The 15,117-nt window shown below is 71.9% G+C and carries 16 protein-coding genes; 12 read left to right on the top strand and 4 right to left on the bottom strand.

Annotation, left to right across the window (positions count from 1 at the left end; all coding sequences use genetic code 11):
* Positions 1-8: 8 nt before the first annotated feature.
* Both ACIGQF_RS28780 and ACIGQF_RS28775 read left to right on the top strand, forming a co-directional pair.
* Positions 9-1,433, top strand: coding sequence for a non-oxidative hydroxyarylic acid decarboxylases subunit C (locus ACIGQF_RS28780; protein ID WP_399715990.1), 1,425 nt, complete (start codon positions 9-11; stop codon positions 1,431-1,433).
* Positions 1,434-1,513: 80 nt separating this feature from the next.
* Positions 1,514-1,741, top strand: a complete 228-nt coding sequence (locus ACIGQF_RS28775; protein WP_399715987.1) for a non-oxidative hydroxyarylic acid decarboxylases subunit D — start codon at positions 1,514-1,516, stop codon at positions 1,739-1,741.
* A 70-nt stretch (positions 1,742-1,811) separates the two neighbouring features.
* On the opposite strand, the gene ACIGQF_RS28770 is transcribed toward ACIGQF_RS28775, so the two are convergent.
* Positions 1,812-2,057, bottom strand: coding sequence for a hypothetical protein (locus tag ACIGQF_RS28770; protein ID WP_399715984.1), 246 nt, complete (start codon positions 2,055-2,057; stop codon positions 1,812-1,814).
* 134 nt (positions 2,058-2,191) lie between these two features.
* A complete protein-coding gene (locus tag ACIGQF_RS28765) occupies positions 2,192-2,584 on the bottom strand; it encodes a hypothetical protein (RefSeq protein WP_399715982.1) in 393 nt (130 codons plus the stop codon).
* 275 nt (positions 2,585-2,859) lie between these two features.
* Between ACIGQF_RS28765 and ACIGQF_RS28760 the strand changes: the two genes are divergently transcribed.
* The 4 genes from ACIGQF_RS28760 to ACIGQF_RS28745 all read left to right on the top strand — a co-directional run bounded on the left by ACIGQF_RS28760 (position 2,860) and on the right by ACIGQF_RS28745 (position 6,118).
* Positions 2,860-3,675 (top strand): SDR family NAD(P)-dependent oxidoreductase, encoded by an 816-nt coding sequence (locus tag ACIGQF_RS28760; protein WP_399715979.1) that lies wholly within the window; start codon positions 2,860-2,862, stop codon positions 3,673-3,675.
* Between the two features lie 145 nt (positions 3,676-3,820).
* Positions 3,821-4,225, top strand: coding sequence for a nitroreductase family deazaflavin-dependent oxidoreductase (locus ACIGQF_RS28755; RefSeq protein WP_399715976.1), 405 nt, complete (start codon positions 3,821-3,823; stop codon positions 4,223-4,225).
* Positions 4,226-4,351: 126 nt separating this feature from the next.
* On the top strand, positions 4,352-4,684 hold the full coding sequence (locus tag ACIGQF_RS28750; protein ID WP_399715973.1) for a DUF3140 domain-containing protein: 333 nt from the start codon (positions 4,352-4,354) through the stop codon (positions 4,682-4,684).
* Between the two features lie 180 nt (positions 4,685-4,864).
* Positions 4,865-6,118 (top strand): alginate lyase family protein, encoded by a 1,254-nt coding sequence (locus ACIGQF_RS28745; RefSeq protein ID WP_399715971.1) that lies wholly within the window; start codon positions 4,865-4,867, stop codon positions 6,116-6,118.
* Positions 6,119-6,297: 179 nt separating this feature from the next.
* On the opposite strand, the gene ACIGQF_RS28740 is transcribed toward ACIGQF_RS28745, so the two are convergent.
* On the bottom strand, positions 6,298-7,242 hold the full coding sequence (locus ACIGQF_RS28740) for a LysR family transcriptional regulator (RefSeq protein WP_399715968.1): 945 nt from the start codon (positions 7,240-7,242) through the stop codon (positions 6,298-6,300).
* Between the two features lie 149 nt (positions 7,243-7,391).
* Here ACIGQF_RS28740 and ACIGQF_RS28735 point away from each other — a divergent pair, with 149 nt between their 5' ends.
* The 4 genes from ACIGQF_RS28735 (at position 7,392) to ACIGQF_RS28720 (ending at position 12,987) form a co-directional block, all read left to right on the top strand.
* Positions 7,392-8,108: a CatB-related O-acetyltransferase gene (locus ACIGQF_RS28735; protein ID WP_399715966.1), complete on the top strand. Its 717-nt coding sequence runs from the start codon at positions 7,392-7,394 to the stop codon at positions 8,106-8,108.
* Between the two features lie 302 nt (positions 8,109-8,410).
* Positions 8,411-9,904, top strand: a complete 1,494-nt coding sequence (locus ACIGQF_RS28730) for an amino acid permease (RefSeq protein WP_399715963.1) — start codon at positions 8,411-8,413, stop codon at positions 9,902-9,904.
* Between the two features lie 48 nt (positions 9,905-9,952).
* Positions 9,953-11,665: a DUF885 domain-containing protein gene (locus tag ACIGQF_RS28725; RefSeq protein WP_399715960.1), complete on the top strand. Its 1,713-nt coding sequence runs from the start codon at positions 9,953-9,955 to the stop codon at positions 11,663-11,665.
* A 107-nt stretch (positions 11,666-11,772) separates the two neighbouring features.
* Positions 11,773-12,987, top strand: a complete 1,215-nt coding sequence (locus ACIGQF_RS28720; protein WP_399715957.1) for a GNAT family N-acetyltransferase — start codon at positions 11,773-11,775, stop codon at positions 12,985-12,987.
* Here the strand turns inward: ACIGQF_RS28720 and ACIGQF_RS28715 are convergent.
* A complete protein-coding gene (locus ACIGQF_RS28715) occupies positions 12,959-13,828 on the bottom strand; it encodes an SDR family oxidoreductase (protein WP_399715953.1) in 870 nt (289 codons plus the stop codon). The genes ACIGQF_RS28720 and ACIGQF_RS28715 overlap by 29 nt on opposite strands.
* A gap of 108 nt (positions 13,829-13,936) precedes the next feature.
* Here ACIGQF_RS28715 and ACIGQF_RS28710 point away from each other — a divergent pair, with 108 nt between their 5' ends.
* Together ACIGQF_RS28710 and ACIGQF_RS28705 are read left to right on the top strand one after the other, a co-directional pair.
* Positions 13,937-14,593 carry a CatB-related O-acetyltransferase gene (locus ACIGQF_RS28710; RefSeq protein WP_399715950.1) on the top strand — a complete coding sequence of 219 codons (657 nt, stop codon included), beginning with the start codon at positions 13,937-13,939 and terminating at the stop codon, positions 14,591-14,593.
* A gap of 59 nt (positions 14,594-14,652) precedes the next feature.
* Complete coding sequence (locus tag ACIGQF_RS28705; RefSeq protein ID WP_399715947.1) at positions 14,653-15,108, top strand: Lrp/AsnC family transcriptional regulator; 456 nt, start codon at positions 14,653-14,655, stop codon at positions 15,106-15,108.
* The last annotated feature ends 9 nt before the right edge of the window (positions 15,109-15,117 follow it).

Below are 15,117 nucleotides of genomic sequence, written 5' to 3'. Positions count from 1 at the left end.
GAGTACCCATGCCCTACGACGACCTGCGCAGTTTCCTGACGACCCTCGACGAGGAGGGTCAGCTGCTGCACATCACCGACGAGGTGCTGCCCGAGCCGGACCTGGCCGCCGCCGCGAACGCGGCGGGCCGCATCGGCGAAGGCGCGCCCGCCCTGTACTTCGACAACGTCACGGGCTTCACCGACGCCCGTATCGCCCTGAACGTGCACGGTTCCTGGCGCAACCATGCCCTCGCGCTCGGCCTGCCCGCCGCCACCTCGGTCAAGGACCAGGTCGAGGAGTTCGCGCGCCGCTGGGATGCGTTTCCCGTCCCGCCCGAGCGCCGCGAGGACGCCCCCTGGCGCGAGAACACCCGGGAGGGCGCGGACGTCGACCTCTTCGAGGTGCTGCCGCTCTTCCGTCTCAACGACGGGGACGGCGGCTTCTACCTCGACAAGGCCGCGGTCGTCTCGCGCGACCCGGACGACCCGGACCACTTCGGCAAGCAGAACGTCGGCACGTACCGCCTGGAGGTCATCGGCCGCGACCGGCTCGCCATCCAGCCGGTGCCGGTGCACGACGTGGCGCTGCACCTCAAGGCCGCGGAGAGCCGCGACGAGGACCTGCCCATCGCGATCACGCTGGGGAACGACCCGGTGACGACGATCGTGGCCGGCATGCCGATGGGGTACGACCGTTCCGAGTACGAGATGGCCGGCGCGCTGCGCGGCGCGCCCGCGCCGATCGCCACCGCGCCGCTCACCGGTTTCGACGTCCCCTGGGGCTCGGAGGTCGTCATCGAGGGCGTGATCGAGGGGCGCAAGCGGCAGATCGAGGGGCCGTTCGGCGAGTTCACCGGCCACTACTCCGGCGGCCGCCGGATGCCCGTGGTCCGCATCGACCGCATCTCGTACCGTACGAACCCGGTCTTCGAGTCGCTGTACCTGGGCATGCCGTGGACCGAGGTGGACTACCTCGTCGGGCCCAACACCTGCGTACCGCTGCTGAAGCAGCTGCGCGCGGAGTTCCCGGAGGTGCAGGCGGTCAACGCCATGTACACGCACGGCCTTGCCGTGATCATCTCCACGAAGAAGCGGTACGGCGGCTTCGCCAAGGCGGTCGGCATGCGGGCGATGACGACGCCGCACGGCCTCGGCTACGTCGCCCAGGTCATCCTCGTCGACGAGGACGTGGACCCCTTCAACCTCCCGCAGGTGATGTGGGCGATGTCCGCCAAGGTGAACCCCAAGGACGACGTCGTGGTCATCCCGAACCTGTCCGTCCTGGAGCTGGCCCCGGCCGCCACCCCGGCCGGTATCACCAGCAAGATGATCATTGACGCGACGACGCCGGTCTCCCCCGACAACCGCGGCAACTTCAGCACCCCGGTCCGCGACCTGCCGGAGACCAAGGAGTGGATCGGCCGGCTGACCTCGATGCTGGCGAAGCGCTGACGCGCGGCGCGCCCCTCAGCGACATCGCTTCATCGACTTACCCACTCATCGCCATAGAGATCTACAGACCTGGAATTCGCATGATCTGCCCCCGCTGTGCGCACGACGCGCTCGACACCCTCGCCCACTCCCCCGTCCCCGGTGTCTGGGACGTGCTCCAGTGCACCCGCTGCCTCTACACCTGGCGCACCACCGAACCCGACCGCCGCACCCGGCGCGAGTCCTACCCGGCGCAGTTCCGCCTCACCCAGGAGGACATCGACAACGCCATCGAGGTCCCGGCGGTACCGCCGCTGAGCGCCGGCTGAGCCTGCCTGGCACGCGTCCGGGCCCCGCTCTCCTCGTGAGGAGCGGGGCCCGGTCCGCGGCGGCGCCCGGTCAGTCGCCGTCGAAGGCGAGGTCCTCGCCCATGCCGGTCTCGATGTAGATCGAGTGCGTCCACTCGTGGCCGGCGTACGAGCCGTGGTGCCCGGAGCCGCTCTTGTCGTGGTGCGTCTTCGTGATGATGATCCTGCTCTTCAGGAAGTCGTTGTCATCGTGCGCGGACGCGGTGCCGCCGGCGACCAGGACCAGTGCCGTTGCGGGGACTGCGACCGCTGCCAGGCGCAGCGCGGTGCGGATCATCCATACCTCCATCGGTTGCCACGGGAAGAGGCGGTGTGCTCCCACCACCCCACGGGTCGATCAGTAGCCGAGTCGCCGGAGCGACACACGTACTGCCACCCGAACGGCAGGCCCCCGCCCGTGGCTCCGCGGTGCTACGGCCGCACCTGGATCTCGCCGATGCCGGTGCCGATGCGACCGCAGTGGGCCGTGGACTGGCCGGGCCGCCCGGGGTCGAGGGCGACGTGCTCGCCGTCCACGTCGGGCGCCCAGCCGCAGACCAGGTGCACCCAGAAGGTCTGCCGCGCGCTGCCGTTGTTCCGGCAGAGGGCGTAGCCGGTGTACGCGTCGTTGGCGTGCTTGCCGGTGTCGCAGGACAGGCCGGGCGGGACCGCCGCGGCCGATGCGGCGGCACGGGTCGGTGCGGGCTGCGAGGCGGACGCGTACGCGATGGCGGGCCGGGAAGCGGTGGCGGCCGGGACGGCGAGCGCGGCCACCATGACGGCGGCGGCCGCCGTGGTCTTCATCCCTGTGGGCGTCAGCTTCATGGTTTCTCCTGGACGTTCTCGGGCCGGCCCCCGGATGCCCGGAGCGGTGCGGGGTGCCGGTCGCATGCCGGCTATGACTCCCACCCGGCCGCCGGCCGAAAACCAGGGAGACCGTGACGCTGCGTGAGTGACGGCGGGACGCACACCGTGGTGACAAGCCACGGACAGGGCGCGGAGTAGTGTGTTCCGGTTGCTCGCAGGGCGCCGCCCTGAGTGCGCGTCAGCACACCGGGCAGGCGCCCGGCCGTATGCCGATCAGTGAAGGAGTGTCGGGGATGGGGACGACCGGAGCAGGCAGTGCGGGGCCCGGAACGGCGGTGGTGACCGGGGCCTCCTCGGGTATCGGCACCCGGTACGCCGAGCGGCTGGCCGAGGCCGGCCGGGACCTGGTGCTCGTGGCGCGGCGGGCGGAGCGGCTGGACGAGATCGCCGGCCGGCTGCGGGAGTCGGCCGGGGTCGCCGTCGAGACGCTCGTCGCCGATCTGGCGGAACCGGAGGACCTGGCGCGGACGGCCGAGCGGGTCGCGCGGGAGGACGTGGCGCTGCTGGTGAACAACGCGGGCATCAACGGCTACGGGTACTTCACGGAGGTCGACCCGGCGCTGCTGACGCGGGTGCTGAGCGTCAATGTCACGGCGCTGACGGTGCTGGCCAGGGCGGCCGTGCCCGGCATGCTGGCGCGTGGCCGGGGCGCGGTGGTCAACGTCGCCTCCCGGCTGGCCTTCGCCGGTTCGCTGCCGCCGGACCCGCTCCCCCGGCGCGCCGTCTACGGCGGCACGAAGGGATATGTCGTCACCTTCACCCGCACTCTCGCTGCCGAGCTGGCGGACTCGCCGCTGCGCATTCAGGTGTTGTGTCCCGGACTCACCGCCACCGAGTTCCACCTGACGACGGGTGAGGAGTCGGTCGGGGGTCTTGCGCAGCAGGTTCACGCGGAGGGCGGAATGCCGGTGGACGAGGTGGTGACCGCCTCGCTGTCCGCACTGGAGCGCGGCGACGTGGTGTGCGTACCGGGCCTGGAGGACCCCGACGAGGCCCTGGAACGGCTGGTCGCCGCGGAGGTGGGGATGCGCGGCATCCCCCGGCGCTGAACCGCCGCCCGCCCGGACCGGGTCGCCCGGCGCATTACGCGGCGTGCGAAGCCCGGCCCGGCGCGCCGCCCGACGGAGGTGTGCCGCGGGCCCGGCGATGCCAGGTTTGCCCTGTCCCTTTTCGTCCGTACGAAGGAGCCGGCCGATGCTGTTCGGCAAGGAGCACGTGAAGCGGTACGTCGAGACCGATGTCGCGGAAGGCCACGACTGGCAGGGCACCACGACGCTGATCCTCACCACCACCGGGCGGCGGAGCGGTGAGCGGCGCAGCACGCCGCTGATCTACCAACGCTTCGGTGACGATCTGCTGGTGGTCGCGTCCAAGGGCGGCGCGGACACACCACCCCTGTGGTACCTGAACCTCCAGGCCAACCCAGAGGTCGGGGTGCAGGTGAAGGGCGACCGCTTCACCGCCCGCGCCCGCACGGCGACGGCGGAGGAGAAGCCGGCGATGTGGCGGACGATGGCGGCGGCCTGGCCGCAGTACAACGAGTACCAGCAGAAGACCGACCGGGAGATCCCGGTGGTGGTGCTGGAACGCACCTCCTGAGCGGCCGCCTCGGCAGCGGCACGCCGTCCGGGTGCAGCGGGTTTGCCCCGATCCGTCGCGGGATACCTGTGCGCGGACGTTCCGGGCGATCGTGCGCCCGGCGACCGCGAACCGAGGAGGCATGTCGTGACAGCGCAGGTCAGCAACGAGTTGTGGGACACGTTCCACTCCGTCGTCAACATGACGTCGCGTGAGCTGCACGAGTGGCTGAGCGTCCAGGCCGCGGGGCAGGACGCCGAGGTGGTCCCCGATCAGGCCGGTGCGCCCATCGGCAGGCACGTGGCGGAGATCCTCGGCAAGCGCCGCACCGACCTCACGGAGAAGGACGCGCAGGTCATGCGGCGGGTGTGCGAGATCGTGGAGAGCCAGCGCGCCGACCACCGCGACCCGCAGGCGGGCGGCGCCGACTGGCGGCACGGGCTGATGAACATCGGGCACGACCCGCTCAAGCCCGCCTGAGACCGGTGCCCGGGCCGGCGTTCGGCCGGCCCGGGCACCGGCTGCGCGTGGGGGGCGCGGCGTGTGCGGGTGGTTCCGGCTCCCAGTGTTGACATGCCTGGTTCAGACCTTTAGGTTCACCGACCATCGCGCCTGTCCATAGAGGCGACCACCGTTCACATACAAGGACGGAACCCCCACATGCCTGTACAGAGACGCCCCCGCCACGCGGCACGCACCACCGGTACCGCGCTCCTCGCCGCCACCGCACTGGTGGCCACCCTCGCCACCGCCCTGGCCGCCGGCCCCGCCACCGGCGCGCCCCGGCCCGTGTCCGCCGACCGCACCGCGGCCGCCGCGCCGGCCGCCTTCACGCACCCCGGCGTCCTGGTCTCCAGCGGCCAGCTCGACTTCGTACGGGAGAAGGTCAACTCCGGGGCCCAGCCCTGGAAGAGCGCCTATGACCGGATGAAGGCGAGCAAGTACGCCTCGCTGGACCGCACGCCCAAGCCCCGCGCCATCGTGGAGTGCGGCTCCTACTCCGACCCCGACTACGGCTGCACTGACGAGCGCGAGGACGCGCTCGCCGCGTACACCGACGCGCTGATCTGGTACATCAGCCGGGACGAGCGGTACGCCAAGAAGGCGATCGAGCTCATGGACGCCTGGTCCGGCACCATCAAGGACCACACCAACTCCAACGCCCCGCTGCAGACCGGCTGGGCGGGCTCCTCCTGGCCGCGGGCCGCCGAGATCATCCGGTACAGCTACCAGGGCTGGGCGCAGGACAGGGTCGACCGCTTCAAGACCATGCTGCGCGACGTCTACCTGCCGACAGTCATCAAGGGCTCGAACTCCAACGGCAACTGGGAACTGAGCATGATGGAGGCCGCCGTCGGCATCTCCGTCTTCCTCGACGACAAGGCCTCGTACGACAAGGCGATGGCGAAGTTCCGCGGCCGGGTGCCGGCGTATGTGTACCTCAGCAGCGACGGTGAGCTGCCGAAGGCCGCGCCCGGCAGTGGGCTCGACACCCGGGACAAGATCATCAAGTACTGGCAGGGCCAGTCCACGTTCGTGAACGGCCTCACCCAGGAGACCTGCCGCGACTTCACCCACACCGGCTACGGCATCTCCGCGATCTCGCACATCGCCGAGACCAGCCGCATCCAGGGCCAGGACCTCTACGGCACGGACGTCGGCGAGCGGCTGCGGTACGCGCTGGGCTTCCAGGCCAAGTACGAGCTGGGCGAGGCGCCGCCGAGCTGGCTGTGCGGCGGCAGCATCAAGCGCGGCATGGGCCCGGTCACCGAGGTCGGCTTCAACGCCCTGCACGGCCGGCTCGGCCAGGCCATGACCAACACGCAGAAGCTCACCGAGCAGGGACGCCCGGCCGGCTCCAACAACCTCTTCGTCGCCTGGGAGACCCTCACGCACGCGGAGAACCCCCGATGAGCCGGGGCCCGCGGGTCGCGGCCGCGCCGCCGGCGTCAAGTGGTTCACCCTGGCCTTCGTGCTGAGCAACTGCACCTGGGTCTTCGCGCGGTACGAGGGCTGAGCCGCACGGGCGGCGACGGGAGCCGCCGGCCGGCGTGACCGGCCGGCGGTTCCCGCTGCCTTCGGCGCATGTCGCGCTATGTGCCGCGGCCCAGGACCGTGCGCACCGCACTGCGCAGTGCGGCCACTATCGGCCGGTCACGGTCCCGGGCCCGCCAGGCGAGCGCGGCATGGCACGGCGCGAGATCGGTGACCTCGGTGTACGCGACGCCGTGCCGCTGGTAGAGCCAGCGGGCCGGCTCCGGCGGGAGCTGAATGCCGTCGCCGAGCGCGATGGCCGTGAGCGCGGGCTCGAACTCGCCGACCTGGTGGGCGGTGTAGCGGGCCGGTGTGCCGTCGGGCCGCGGATCGACCGACCAGAAGTCCCGCCAGACCTTGGGGATCTCCGGTGACCACCCGATGTGCCGGTGTCCGTCCAGCTGCTTGAGCATGAGCGGGCCCGCGTCCGCCAGCGGGTCGGAGGCGGCCAGGCATGCCACGCGGGGCATCTCGGCGAGCCGGTGGAGCTGGATGCCGGGCGGCACCGGCGGGAAGAGGAACGCCGCGTCCACCCCGCCCGAGAGGACGGTGGCCGCGGAGTCGGCGAAGCTGGTCCGCGCGATCTCGACCTCCATGCCGGGGTGCCGCGCCTTCAGCTCCTCCAGCACGTCCGGGATGGGGTGGATGGAGGTGATGGCCTCGAAGGAGCCGATGACCACCCGGCCCGAGAGCGTACGGACGCGTTCTCCGGCGACCCGCCGCAGCCGGTCGGCGGCGGCCACCATCGCCCGGATCTCCGGGAGCAGTTCGAGTCCGGACGGGGTCAGTCCCGTGGTGCGCGTGGTGCGGTCGACCAGGGTCAGACCGAGGCGGCGCTCCAGCGAACGGATCTGCTGCGAGAAGGCGGGCTGGGTCATGAAGACCCGCTTGGCCGCCCGTCCGAAATGCATCTCCTCGGCCAGCGTCAGGAAGAGTCTCAGCTGATGTGTGCTCGGGTCGGTCGGTGCACTGCCATGGGCCCGTAGGCCGGTGTCCCCCGCCATGGCGGGATCGTAACAATGCGCAGCGTACTGACTACCGAGTAACACCGAGCCCCGGAGCACCGGGTGCAAAAACCCCACACTCCGTCCACCCCCTCCCCACAACAAAATTCGAAAGCTCCGGTGCGGCCGCGCTGTTAGCGTCCGCGACCATGACCGACATCTTCGAAGACTTCACCCAGGTGCAGCGCATCGACACCGATCCCGACGTGGCCGCACACCCGCTCATCGCACTGGAGGACGGCCGGCACAGCTGGTACAGCGGTTACCACCACGGGGACGGCTTCGCCGGACGGCTGCGCTACGCGTTCGACGACCGTACGGAGTACGGCGCGAGCGGCGTCCCCCTCGACCGGCTGCGGATCGGGAACTTCTGCCAGTTCGCCTCCGGCACCGCCTTCCTGCTGGGCGGCAATCACGGACACGACACCCACCCCGACGCGGTCACCCCGTACGGCTTCAACTTCTTCCCGCACGAGCACGACGCCTGGGCGCCTGCCGGTGACACCGTCGTCGGGCACGAGGTGTGGACCGGTTACGAGGCGGTCGTCCTGCCCGGCGTACGCATCGGGACCGGCGCGATCATCGGGGCGCGCGCCACCGTTTCCAAGGACGTCGCCCCCTACTCCGTCGTGGTGGGCGACCACCGGGTCGTGCGGCACCGCTTCGACCCGCTGCGCCGCAAGCTGCTGTGGCGGACCGGCTGGTGGAACTGGAGCGACGAGCGGATCGCGGAAGCGCTCCCACTGATCCAGGGGCGGGACGTCGCGGCCCTCGCGCGATATGCCGGCATCGCCCCGGAAGATGTCGCCGACGACACCGATCCGGCCGCACTGACCGGCGAGGACATCCTTTCGCACCGCCTCTGAGCTGCGCGTTTGTGCACGTGTCAAAACGGCAGGCGCGGAGGGTGTGACATCTGTACATGGTGAGCGGGGCGAATTCTTCCTAGCGTCTGCGTAACGCAAGATCGAACCCTCGTGGCCACCGGGCGACCCCCGAGGTCCGGGGCCATCCCCGAGGGCGGGTCCCGCAAGCCGGGCGTCCGTCCGCAGCGCGCCGCCGGCTCTCCGCCTCCCCACGCGACGCACCCTCATCGCGACCCGCCGCACCCGCGGCGTTGCGCCCTGCCCCGCGCAGGGATGGAATCCCACCGAATGCCGAGGACCGTATGAGCACGCAACCGACGACCGACGTGGCGCCGTCGCCCCCCGCCCCCGGTGACGGCGGACGCCCTTCGGACGGCCTGCAGGCCGGGCTCAAGAACCGCCATCTGTCCATGATCGCGATCGGCGGAGTGATCGGCGCCGGTCTCTTCGTCGGCTCCGGCTCCGGCATCGCCGCCGCCGGTCCCGCCATCCTCCTGTCGTACGCACTGGTCGGCGCGCTCGTCGTGTGCGTGATGCGGATGCTGGGCGAGATGGCCGCCGCCTACCCCAGCTCCGGTTCGTTCTCCGCGTACGCGGACCGGGCGCTCGGCCGCTGGGCCGGCTTCTCGATCGGCTGGCTCTACTGGTTCTTCTGGGTCGTGGTGCTGGCCGTCGAGGCGACGGCCGGCGCCAAGATCCTGGAGGGCTGGATACCGGCCGTGCCGCAGTGGGGCTGGGCCCTGATCGTGATGGTGGTGCTCACCGCGACGAACCTGGCGTCGGTCGCCTCGTACGGCGAGTTCGAGTTCTGGTTCGCCGGGATCAAGGTCGTGGCCATCGGTGCCTTCGTCGTGATCGGCATGCTGGCCGTCTTCGGCGTGCTGCCCGGTGCGCACAGCGAGACCGCGGGCATCGCGAACCTCACCGGACACGGCGGATTCATGCCGAACGGGCCGGGCTCGATCCTCACCGGCGTCCTGATGGTGGTCTTCTCCTTCATGGGCAGCGAGATCGTCACCCTGGCGGCCGGTGAATCGGAGAACCCGCAGCGCGCGGTCACCAAGGCGACCAACAGCGTCATCTGGCGCATCGGCGTCTTCTACCTCGGCTCGATCTTCATCGTGGTCAGCCTGCTGCCGTGGAACGACCCCTCGATCACCAAGGACGGCAGCTACGTCGCCGCCCTGAACTCGATCGGCATCCCGCACGTCGGCCAGGTCATGAACGTCATCGTGCTGACGGCGGTGCTCTCCTGCCTCAACTCCGGTCTCTACACCGCCTCCCGTATGGCCTTCTCGCTCGGCCGGCGGGGTGACGCACCGAAGGCGTTCGCGCGGACCAGCGCCCGCGGTGTGCCGCGCGCCGCGATCCTCTCCTCCGTCCTCTTCGGCTTCGTCGCGGTGTTCTTCAACTACGAGTGGCCGGACACCGTCTTCGCCTTCCTGCTGAACTCCTCCGGCGCCGTCGCCCTGTTCGTGTGGCTGGTCATCGCCTTCGCGCAGCTGCGGATGCGCGCGATGATCCTGCGCGACGACCCGTCGAAGCTGGTCGTACGGATGTGGCTCTTCCCGTATCTGACCTGGGCGACGATCGGCATGATCTCCTTCGTGCTGGTCTACATGCTGACCGACCCGGACGGCCGGCAGCAGGTCACCCTGTCGCTGCTGGCCGCCGCCGTGGTGGTGGGCATCGCCCTGGTACGGGACCGGCTGCGGGCGCGCAACGCCGACGTACTGCCCGCCGACGGGGTGCGCGATTCAGCGGAGGGCGAAGAAAGCCTTCCGACAGGCTCGTAACCAATATTGCTGGTGACGCGGTGGGCCCATCCGTACCAGGATGGGCCCATGTCCGAACCCAACGCTTCCACCGGTCGGGCCGGCTCCGAAGCCGAGCCGCTGCCCCGCCGGGTCGCCGACGAGTACGTCGACGCCCTCATCGCCCTCGACCCCATCACCGGCACGTTCCTCGGCGTACCGGAGAGCTCCGGCAAGCTGCCCGACTTCTCCCCCACCGGGCAGGAGGCGCTGGCCCAGCTGGCCCGCACCACGCTCGACCGGCTGGCCGCCGCCGAGGCCCGGCCCGGCGCCGACAGCGACAACGAGCGGCGCTGCGCCCGGCTGCTGCGCGAGCGGCTCACCGCCGAGCTCGCCGTGCACGAGTCCGGTGAGGGTCTGCGGGCGGTCAGCAACCTCAGCTCGCCGCTGCACTCCGTGCGCCAGGTCTTCACCATCATGCCGACCGGGACGGACGAGGACTGGGCGGCCGTCGAGCAGCGGCTGCGCGCCGTCCCCGCCGCCCTGGAGGGGTACCGGGCCGCGCTCGGCGAGGGTCTGCGGCGCGGGCTGCCGGCCGGGCCGCGGCAGGTGCGGACGGTGCTCGGGCAGCTCGCCGAGTGGATCGGTGAGGACGGCGGCTGGTTCGCGGACTTCGCCGCCGCCGGGCCCGAGAGCCTGCGCAAGGGACTCGACGAGGCGGCCCGGTTCGCCACCGCAGCGCTGAGCGAGCTGCGCGACTGGCTGCGCGACACCTACGCGCCGGCCGTCGAGGGCTCCCCCGACGTGGTGGGCCGCGAGCGGTACGCCCGCCTCGCGCGCTACTACAACGGCAGCGACCTCGACCTCGACGAGGCGTACGCGTACGGCTGGTCCGAGTTCCACCGGCTGCTCGCCGAGATGGAGAAGGAGGCCGCAAAGGTCCTGCCGGGCGCGAAGTCCCCCTGGGAGGCGCTGGCCTGGCTCGACGAGCACGGCGAGAAGATCGAGGGCGTCGACGAGGCCCAGCGGTGGCTCCAGTCCCTGATGGACGAGGCCATCGAGACGCTGGACGGTACCCACTTCGAACTGGCCGAGCGGGTCAAGCGTGTCGAGTCGCGGATCGCGCCCGCCGGCTCCGCCGCCGCGCCGTACTACACCGGCCCCTCGCTGGACTTCTCCCGTCCGGGCCGCACCTGGTTGCCGACCATGGGCGAGACCAGCTTCCCGGTGTACGACCTGGTCTCCACCTGGTACCACGAGGGCGTGCCGGGCCACCATCTCCAGCTCGCGCAGTGGGCGCACGTCGCCGACCAGCTCTCCCGCTACCAGACCACGGTCGGCATGGTCAGCGCGAACGCCGAGGGCTGGGCGCTGTACGCCGAGCGGCTGATGGACGAGCTGGGCTACCTCACCAACGCGGAACGCCGGCTGGGGTACCTCGACGCCCAGATGATGCGCGCGGTCCGCGTGATCATCGACATCGGCATGCACCTGGAGCTGGAGATCCCGAAGGACTCGCCGTTCCACCCGGGCGAGCGCTGGACACCGGAGCTGGCGCAGGAGTTCATGGACGCGCACTGCGGCCGGCCCTCCGACTTCGTGGAGAGCGAGATCATCCGGTACCAGGGCATGGCCGGCCAGGCGATCGGCTACAAGCTGGGCGAGCGCGCCTGGCTGAACGGCCGCGCGGCCGCCCGCCGCCGCCACGGCGACGCCTTCGACCCCAAGAAGTGGCACATGGCGGCCCTCTCCCAGGGCTCCCTCGGCCTCGACGACCTCGAAAGCGAGCTGTCGGCGCTGTAGACCGCACTGCGCAGGAGGGGCGGCGGCCCGGCCGGGGCGCCGCCCCTCTGCCGCTGCCGGAGTAAATCCGTGGCGGCCGGGGCCAGTGGTCCGTAGGGTCCGTGCTCATGACCCTCCTCTTCCTGCTTCCCGGCGATCCGTCGCGGCCCGGGCATCCGGCTCCGGAAGTCGACCGGGAGGCACGAGCCGCCCGCGCGGCGGGGGCACAGGTCGCCGTCACCGACGACGAAGCGCTGCGGGCGGGCGACACGGCGCGGGCCGTCGCCGGTGTGCCCGCCGGGCCCGGGACCGCCTGGTACCGCGGTGGGCCGCTGACCGGCGCGTCGTACACCGCGCTGGCGGCGGCGCTCGCGGACCGGGACCGCACGCTGCTCACCGGCCCGGAGCAGTACCTCGCCGCCCCTCAAAGCCCGGCGGACGGCGCTCCGTCGGCCGCCGCTGCGGCGACGCGGGTGTGGTGGGTGGACGCCGTGCCGGTGCTGACGACCGCACACCCGGACGCGACGGCTGGCGCGACACCCCACCCCGCCGCCCTTCCGGCCGAAGTGGCGACGCTGGTACGCCGCTCGGGAAACCGCTTCGTCACGACCGACCTCGCGCCCGGCACTGCCGGGGCGTGGCGGACGCTCGCCGTGAGCGACGGGCAGACCACCGGCCTCGGCCCGGCCACGGACACGGACACAGCACGGCTGTTCGAGGCGCTGACCGCCGCCGGGTCCGGCTTCCCGCTCGCGCTCACGGCCGGCCGGCTGACGCTGCGGGCGCTGCCCCCGACCGAGTGCGCCCGGCTCGCCGACGGCGGTACGGCCGGGCTGCGCTGGGTGGACGGCGCGCCGCCGGAGGGCACGGTGGAAGGCGCCGGGATCATGGTGCAGCTCGCGGCGGCCGGGCTCTACCGGCCCGGCTGGGGCACCTACGCCATCACCCGCACCGAGGACGGCGTGGCCCTGGGCGGTATCGGCTTCCACGGTCCGCCCGACGAGACCGGCACGGCAGAGCTGGGGTACGACCTGTCCCCCTCGGCCCGCGGCGCCGGCTGGGCGACGGACGCGGTGCGGCTGCTCGCCTCGTGGGCGTGGTCCCGCCCCGAGGTCCGCACACTGCGGGCCGCCACGGAGCCGGCCAACCTCCTCTCGCAGCGCGTGCTGGAGCGGTCCGGCTTTCTGCGCACGGGCGAGGAGGCGGAGACGCACGTCTTCGAGTACGGGGGGAACGGTGCTGGGGCCGGTACGGCGGAAGCGGTCGGGGCGGGGGAACGGGCCGATGACGGCGGGGCACGGGAGGCGCGGCCGCTCAGTGCCGGAAACCGCCCTCCGAGTTGATGACCTCGCCCGTGATCCAGCCCGCCTCGTCCGTGGCGAGCCAGGCGATGAGCCGGGCCGGATCGTCGGGCGCGCCCCACGCCCCGCCGGGGAAGCGCCCGGCGACCCACTCGCGCAGTTCCCCGACCGCGTAACCGGTGTCGACCGGGCCGGGGTTGACGGTGTTCACCGTGACGCCGAGCGGCGCGAAAGCGGTGGCGAGCGTCCGGGTCGCCGAGGCCAGCGCGCCCTTGGCCAGGCCGTAGGCCACCTCCCCCGGCATGCCGCCGCCCTGGTCCTGGCCGGACGTCATCATCACGAGACGGCCGCCGGGCTGTTCGGGGGTGCGGTGCCGGGCGAACGCCTGCGCCAGCAGGACCACCGACCGCACGTCGGTCGCCCAGTGCGCGTCCAGCACGGCCGCGTCGATGGTGCCGAGGGTGCCGTCGCTGCCGTTGAGCGCGTGGTTGGCGACGAGGATGTCCAGGCGGCCGCCGAGCGCGCCCGCGGCCGCGCCGAGGAGGCGGGCCGGTGCATCGGGATCGGCGAGGTCGGCCGGGCCGTGCGCCACCACAGCGCCGGGCACCGCCACCTCCCGTACGCCCGCTGCGACCGCTTCGGGTCCGCCCGGGTCGGCACCCCACGGCTGCCGCGCGTCGTGCGGGACGTGGTGGTGCAGGTACACACTCGCACCGTAGGCGGCCAGCCGGCGGGCGACGGCGTAGCCGATGCCACCGCGCCGGCTGGCTCCGGTGACCAGTGCCGTGCGTCCGCGCAGCGGGTACTGCTCGCGGCGCAGCGCGTCGGCGGACGGGGAGGGTTCGGGTGCGTCGGCGGACCGGTCGTGGTCGTGGGTGGTCATGGCCGACCACCCTGGCCGCCGAATCGACCGTTGTCACCCCGTTTTCCGCACCCATGACGCATCGTCAGGGCCAACCTGACGCTCACACCAGCAGAAAGAGGCCCGCTCATGCCCCCGCTCCTGCCCGCCGATCCGACCGTGCTGCACCCGGTGCCCGGCCAGCCGCGCGTCGTGCTGCTCAAGCCGCTGGTCACCTCGCCCCTGATCGAGGTGGGCGAGTTCTCCTACTACGACGATCCGGACGACCCGACCGCGTTCGAGACCCGCAACGTGCTGTACCACTACGGGCCTGAGCGGCTGGTCATCGGGAAGTTCTGCGCGCTCGGCGAGGGCGTGCGATTCCTGATGAACGGCGCCAATCACCGTATGGACGGCCCCTCCACCTTCCCCTTCCCCATCATGGGCGGCTCGTGGGCCGACCACTTCGACCTGATCAGCGGCCTGCCGGGGCGCGGGGACACCGTGGTCGGGCACGACGTGTGGTTCGGCTACCGCTCGACGGTGATGCCCGGCGTGCGCATCGGCCACGGCGCGGTCATCGCCTCGGGTTCGGTGGTCGTGGACGACGTGCCCGACTACGGCATCGTGGGCGGCAACCCGGCCCGCCTCCTCCGTCTCCGGTACGACGAGGCGGACATCGCCCGCCTGCTGGACCTCGCCTGGTGGGACTGGCCCCTCGATCACCTCACCCGGCACCTCCGCACGGTCATGTCCGGGACGGTGGCCGACCTGGCGGCGGCAGCCCCGGAACGGAAGGAGCCCTGAACCGAAAATCCCCGGTGAACCCATTGATCCGCCGGGGATTCCACTGCTAGACAGCGGTCATGACGAGTTCGCCCCCGTACTCCCCCGATGCCACCGACTGGCGGATACTGCGTGCCCTTCAGGAGGACGGGCGCGCGGGGTATGCCGTGCTGGCGCGGGAGGTGAACATGTCCGCCAGTGCCGTCACCGAGCGGGTGCGGCGGCTGGAGGAGGCCGGGGTGATTCGCGGATACGCGGCCGTGGTGAATCCCGAGCAGGTCGGGCTGCCGGTGCTGGCCTTCGTACGGCTGCGCTATCCGAACGGCAACGACGAGCCGTTCCACGACCTCCTGGACACCACCCCGGAGATCCTGGAGGCGCACCACGTCACCGGCGACGACTGCTTCATCATCAAGGTCGCGGCGCGGTCGATGCGGCACCTGGAGGAGGTGGCGGGGCGGATCGGCGCACTGGGCTCCGTGACGACCAATGTCGTGTACTCCTCCCCGCTCGCCGCCCGCCCCGTCAGCCCCTGAGGCCCCGCG

The organism is Streptomyces sp. NPDC053560 (assembly GCF_044544605.1).
Taxonomy (GTDB): domain Bacteria; phylum Actinomycetota; class Actinomycetes; order Streptomycetales; family Streptomycetaceae; genus Streptomyces.
Note: the sequence above shows the minus strand (reverse complement) of the source record. Positions and strands in the feature narration are given on the sequence as shown.

What these genes read in the sequence shown, in the direction of transcription:
- ACIGQF_RS28780 (WP_399715990.1), top strand. Translation starts at nt 9, where the DNA reads ATGCCCTACGACGACCTGCGCAGTTTCCTGACGACCCTCGACGAGGAG.
- ACIGQF_RS28775 (WP_399715987.1), top strand. Translation starts at nt 1,514, where the DNA reads ATGATCTGCCCCCGCTGTGCGCACGACGCGCTCGACACCCTCGCCCAC.
- ACIGQF_RS28770 (WP_399715984.1), bottom strand. Translation starts at nt 2,057, where the DNA reads ATGATCCGCACCGCGCTGCGCCTGGCAGCGGTCGCAGTCCCCGCAACG.
- ACIGQF_RS28765 (WP_399715982.1), bottom strand. Translation starts at nt 2,584, where the DNA reads ATGAAGCTGACGCCCACAGGGATGAAGACCACGGCGGCCGCCGCCGTC.
- ACIGQF_RS28760 (WP_399715979.1), top strand. Translation starts at nt 2,860, where the DNA reads ATGGGGACGACCGGAGCAGGCAGTGCGGGGCCCGGAACGGCGGTGGTG.
- ACIGQF_RS28755 (WP_399715976.1), top strand. Translation starts at nt 3,821, where the DNA reads ATGCTGTTCGGCAAGGAGCACGTGAAGCGGTACGTCGAGACCGATGTC.
- ACIGQF_RS28745 (WP_399715971.1), top strand. Translation starts at nt 4,865, where the DNA reads ATGCCTGTACAGAGACGCCCCCGCCACGCGGCACGCACCACCGGTACC.
- ACIGQF_RS28740 (WP_399715968.1), bottom strand. Translation starts at nt 7,242, where the DNA reads ATGGCGGGGGACACCGGCCTACGGGCCCATGGCAGTGCACCGACCGAC.
- ACIGQF_RS28735 (WP_399715966.1), top strand. Translation starts at nt 7,392, where the DNA reads ATGACCGACATCTTCGAAGACTTCACCCAGGTGCAGCGCATCGACACC.
- ACIGQF_RS28730 (WP_399715963.1), top strand. Translation starts at nt 8,411, where the DNA reads ATGAGCACGCAACCGACGACCGACGTGGCGCCGTCGCCCCCCGCCCCC.
- ACIGQF_RS28725 (WP_399715960.1), top strand. Translation starts at nt 9,953, where the DNA reads ATGTCCGAACCCAACGCTTCCACCGGTCGGGCCGGCTCCGAAGCCGAG.
- ACIGQF_RS28720 (WP_399715957.1), top strand. Translation starts at nt 11,773, where the DNA reads ATGACCCTCCTCTTCCTGCTTCCCGGCGATCCGTCGCGGCCCGGGCAT.
- ACIGQF_RS28715 (WP_399715953.1), bottom strand. Translation starts at nt 13,828, where the DNA reads ATGACCACCCACGACCACGACCGGTCCGCCGACGCACCCGAACCCTCC.
- ACIGQF_RS28710 (WP_399715950.1), top strand. Translation starts at nt 13,937, where the DNA reads ATGCCCCCGCTCCTGCCCGCCGATCCGACCGTGCTGCACCCGGTGCCC.
- ACIGQF_RS28705 (WP_399715947.1), top strand. Translation starts at nt 14,653, where the DNA reads ATGACGAGTTCGCCCCCGTACTCCCCCGATGCCACCGACTGGCGGATA.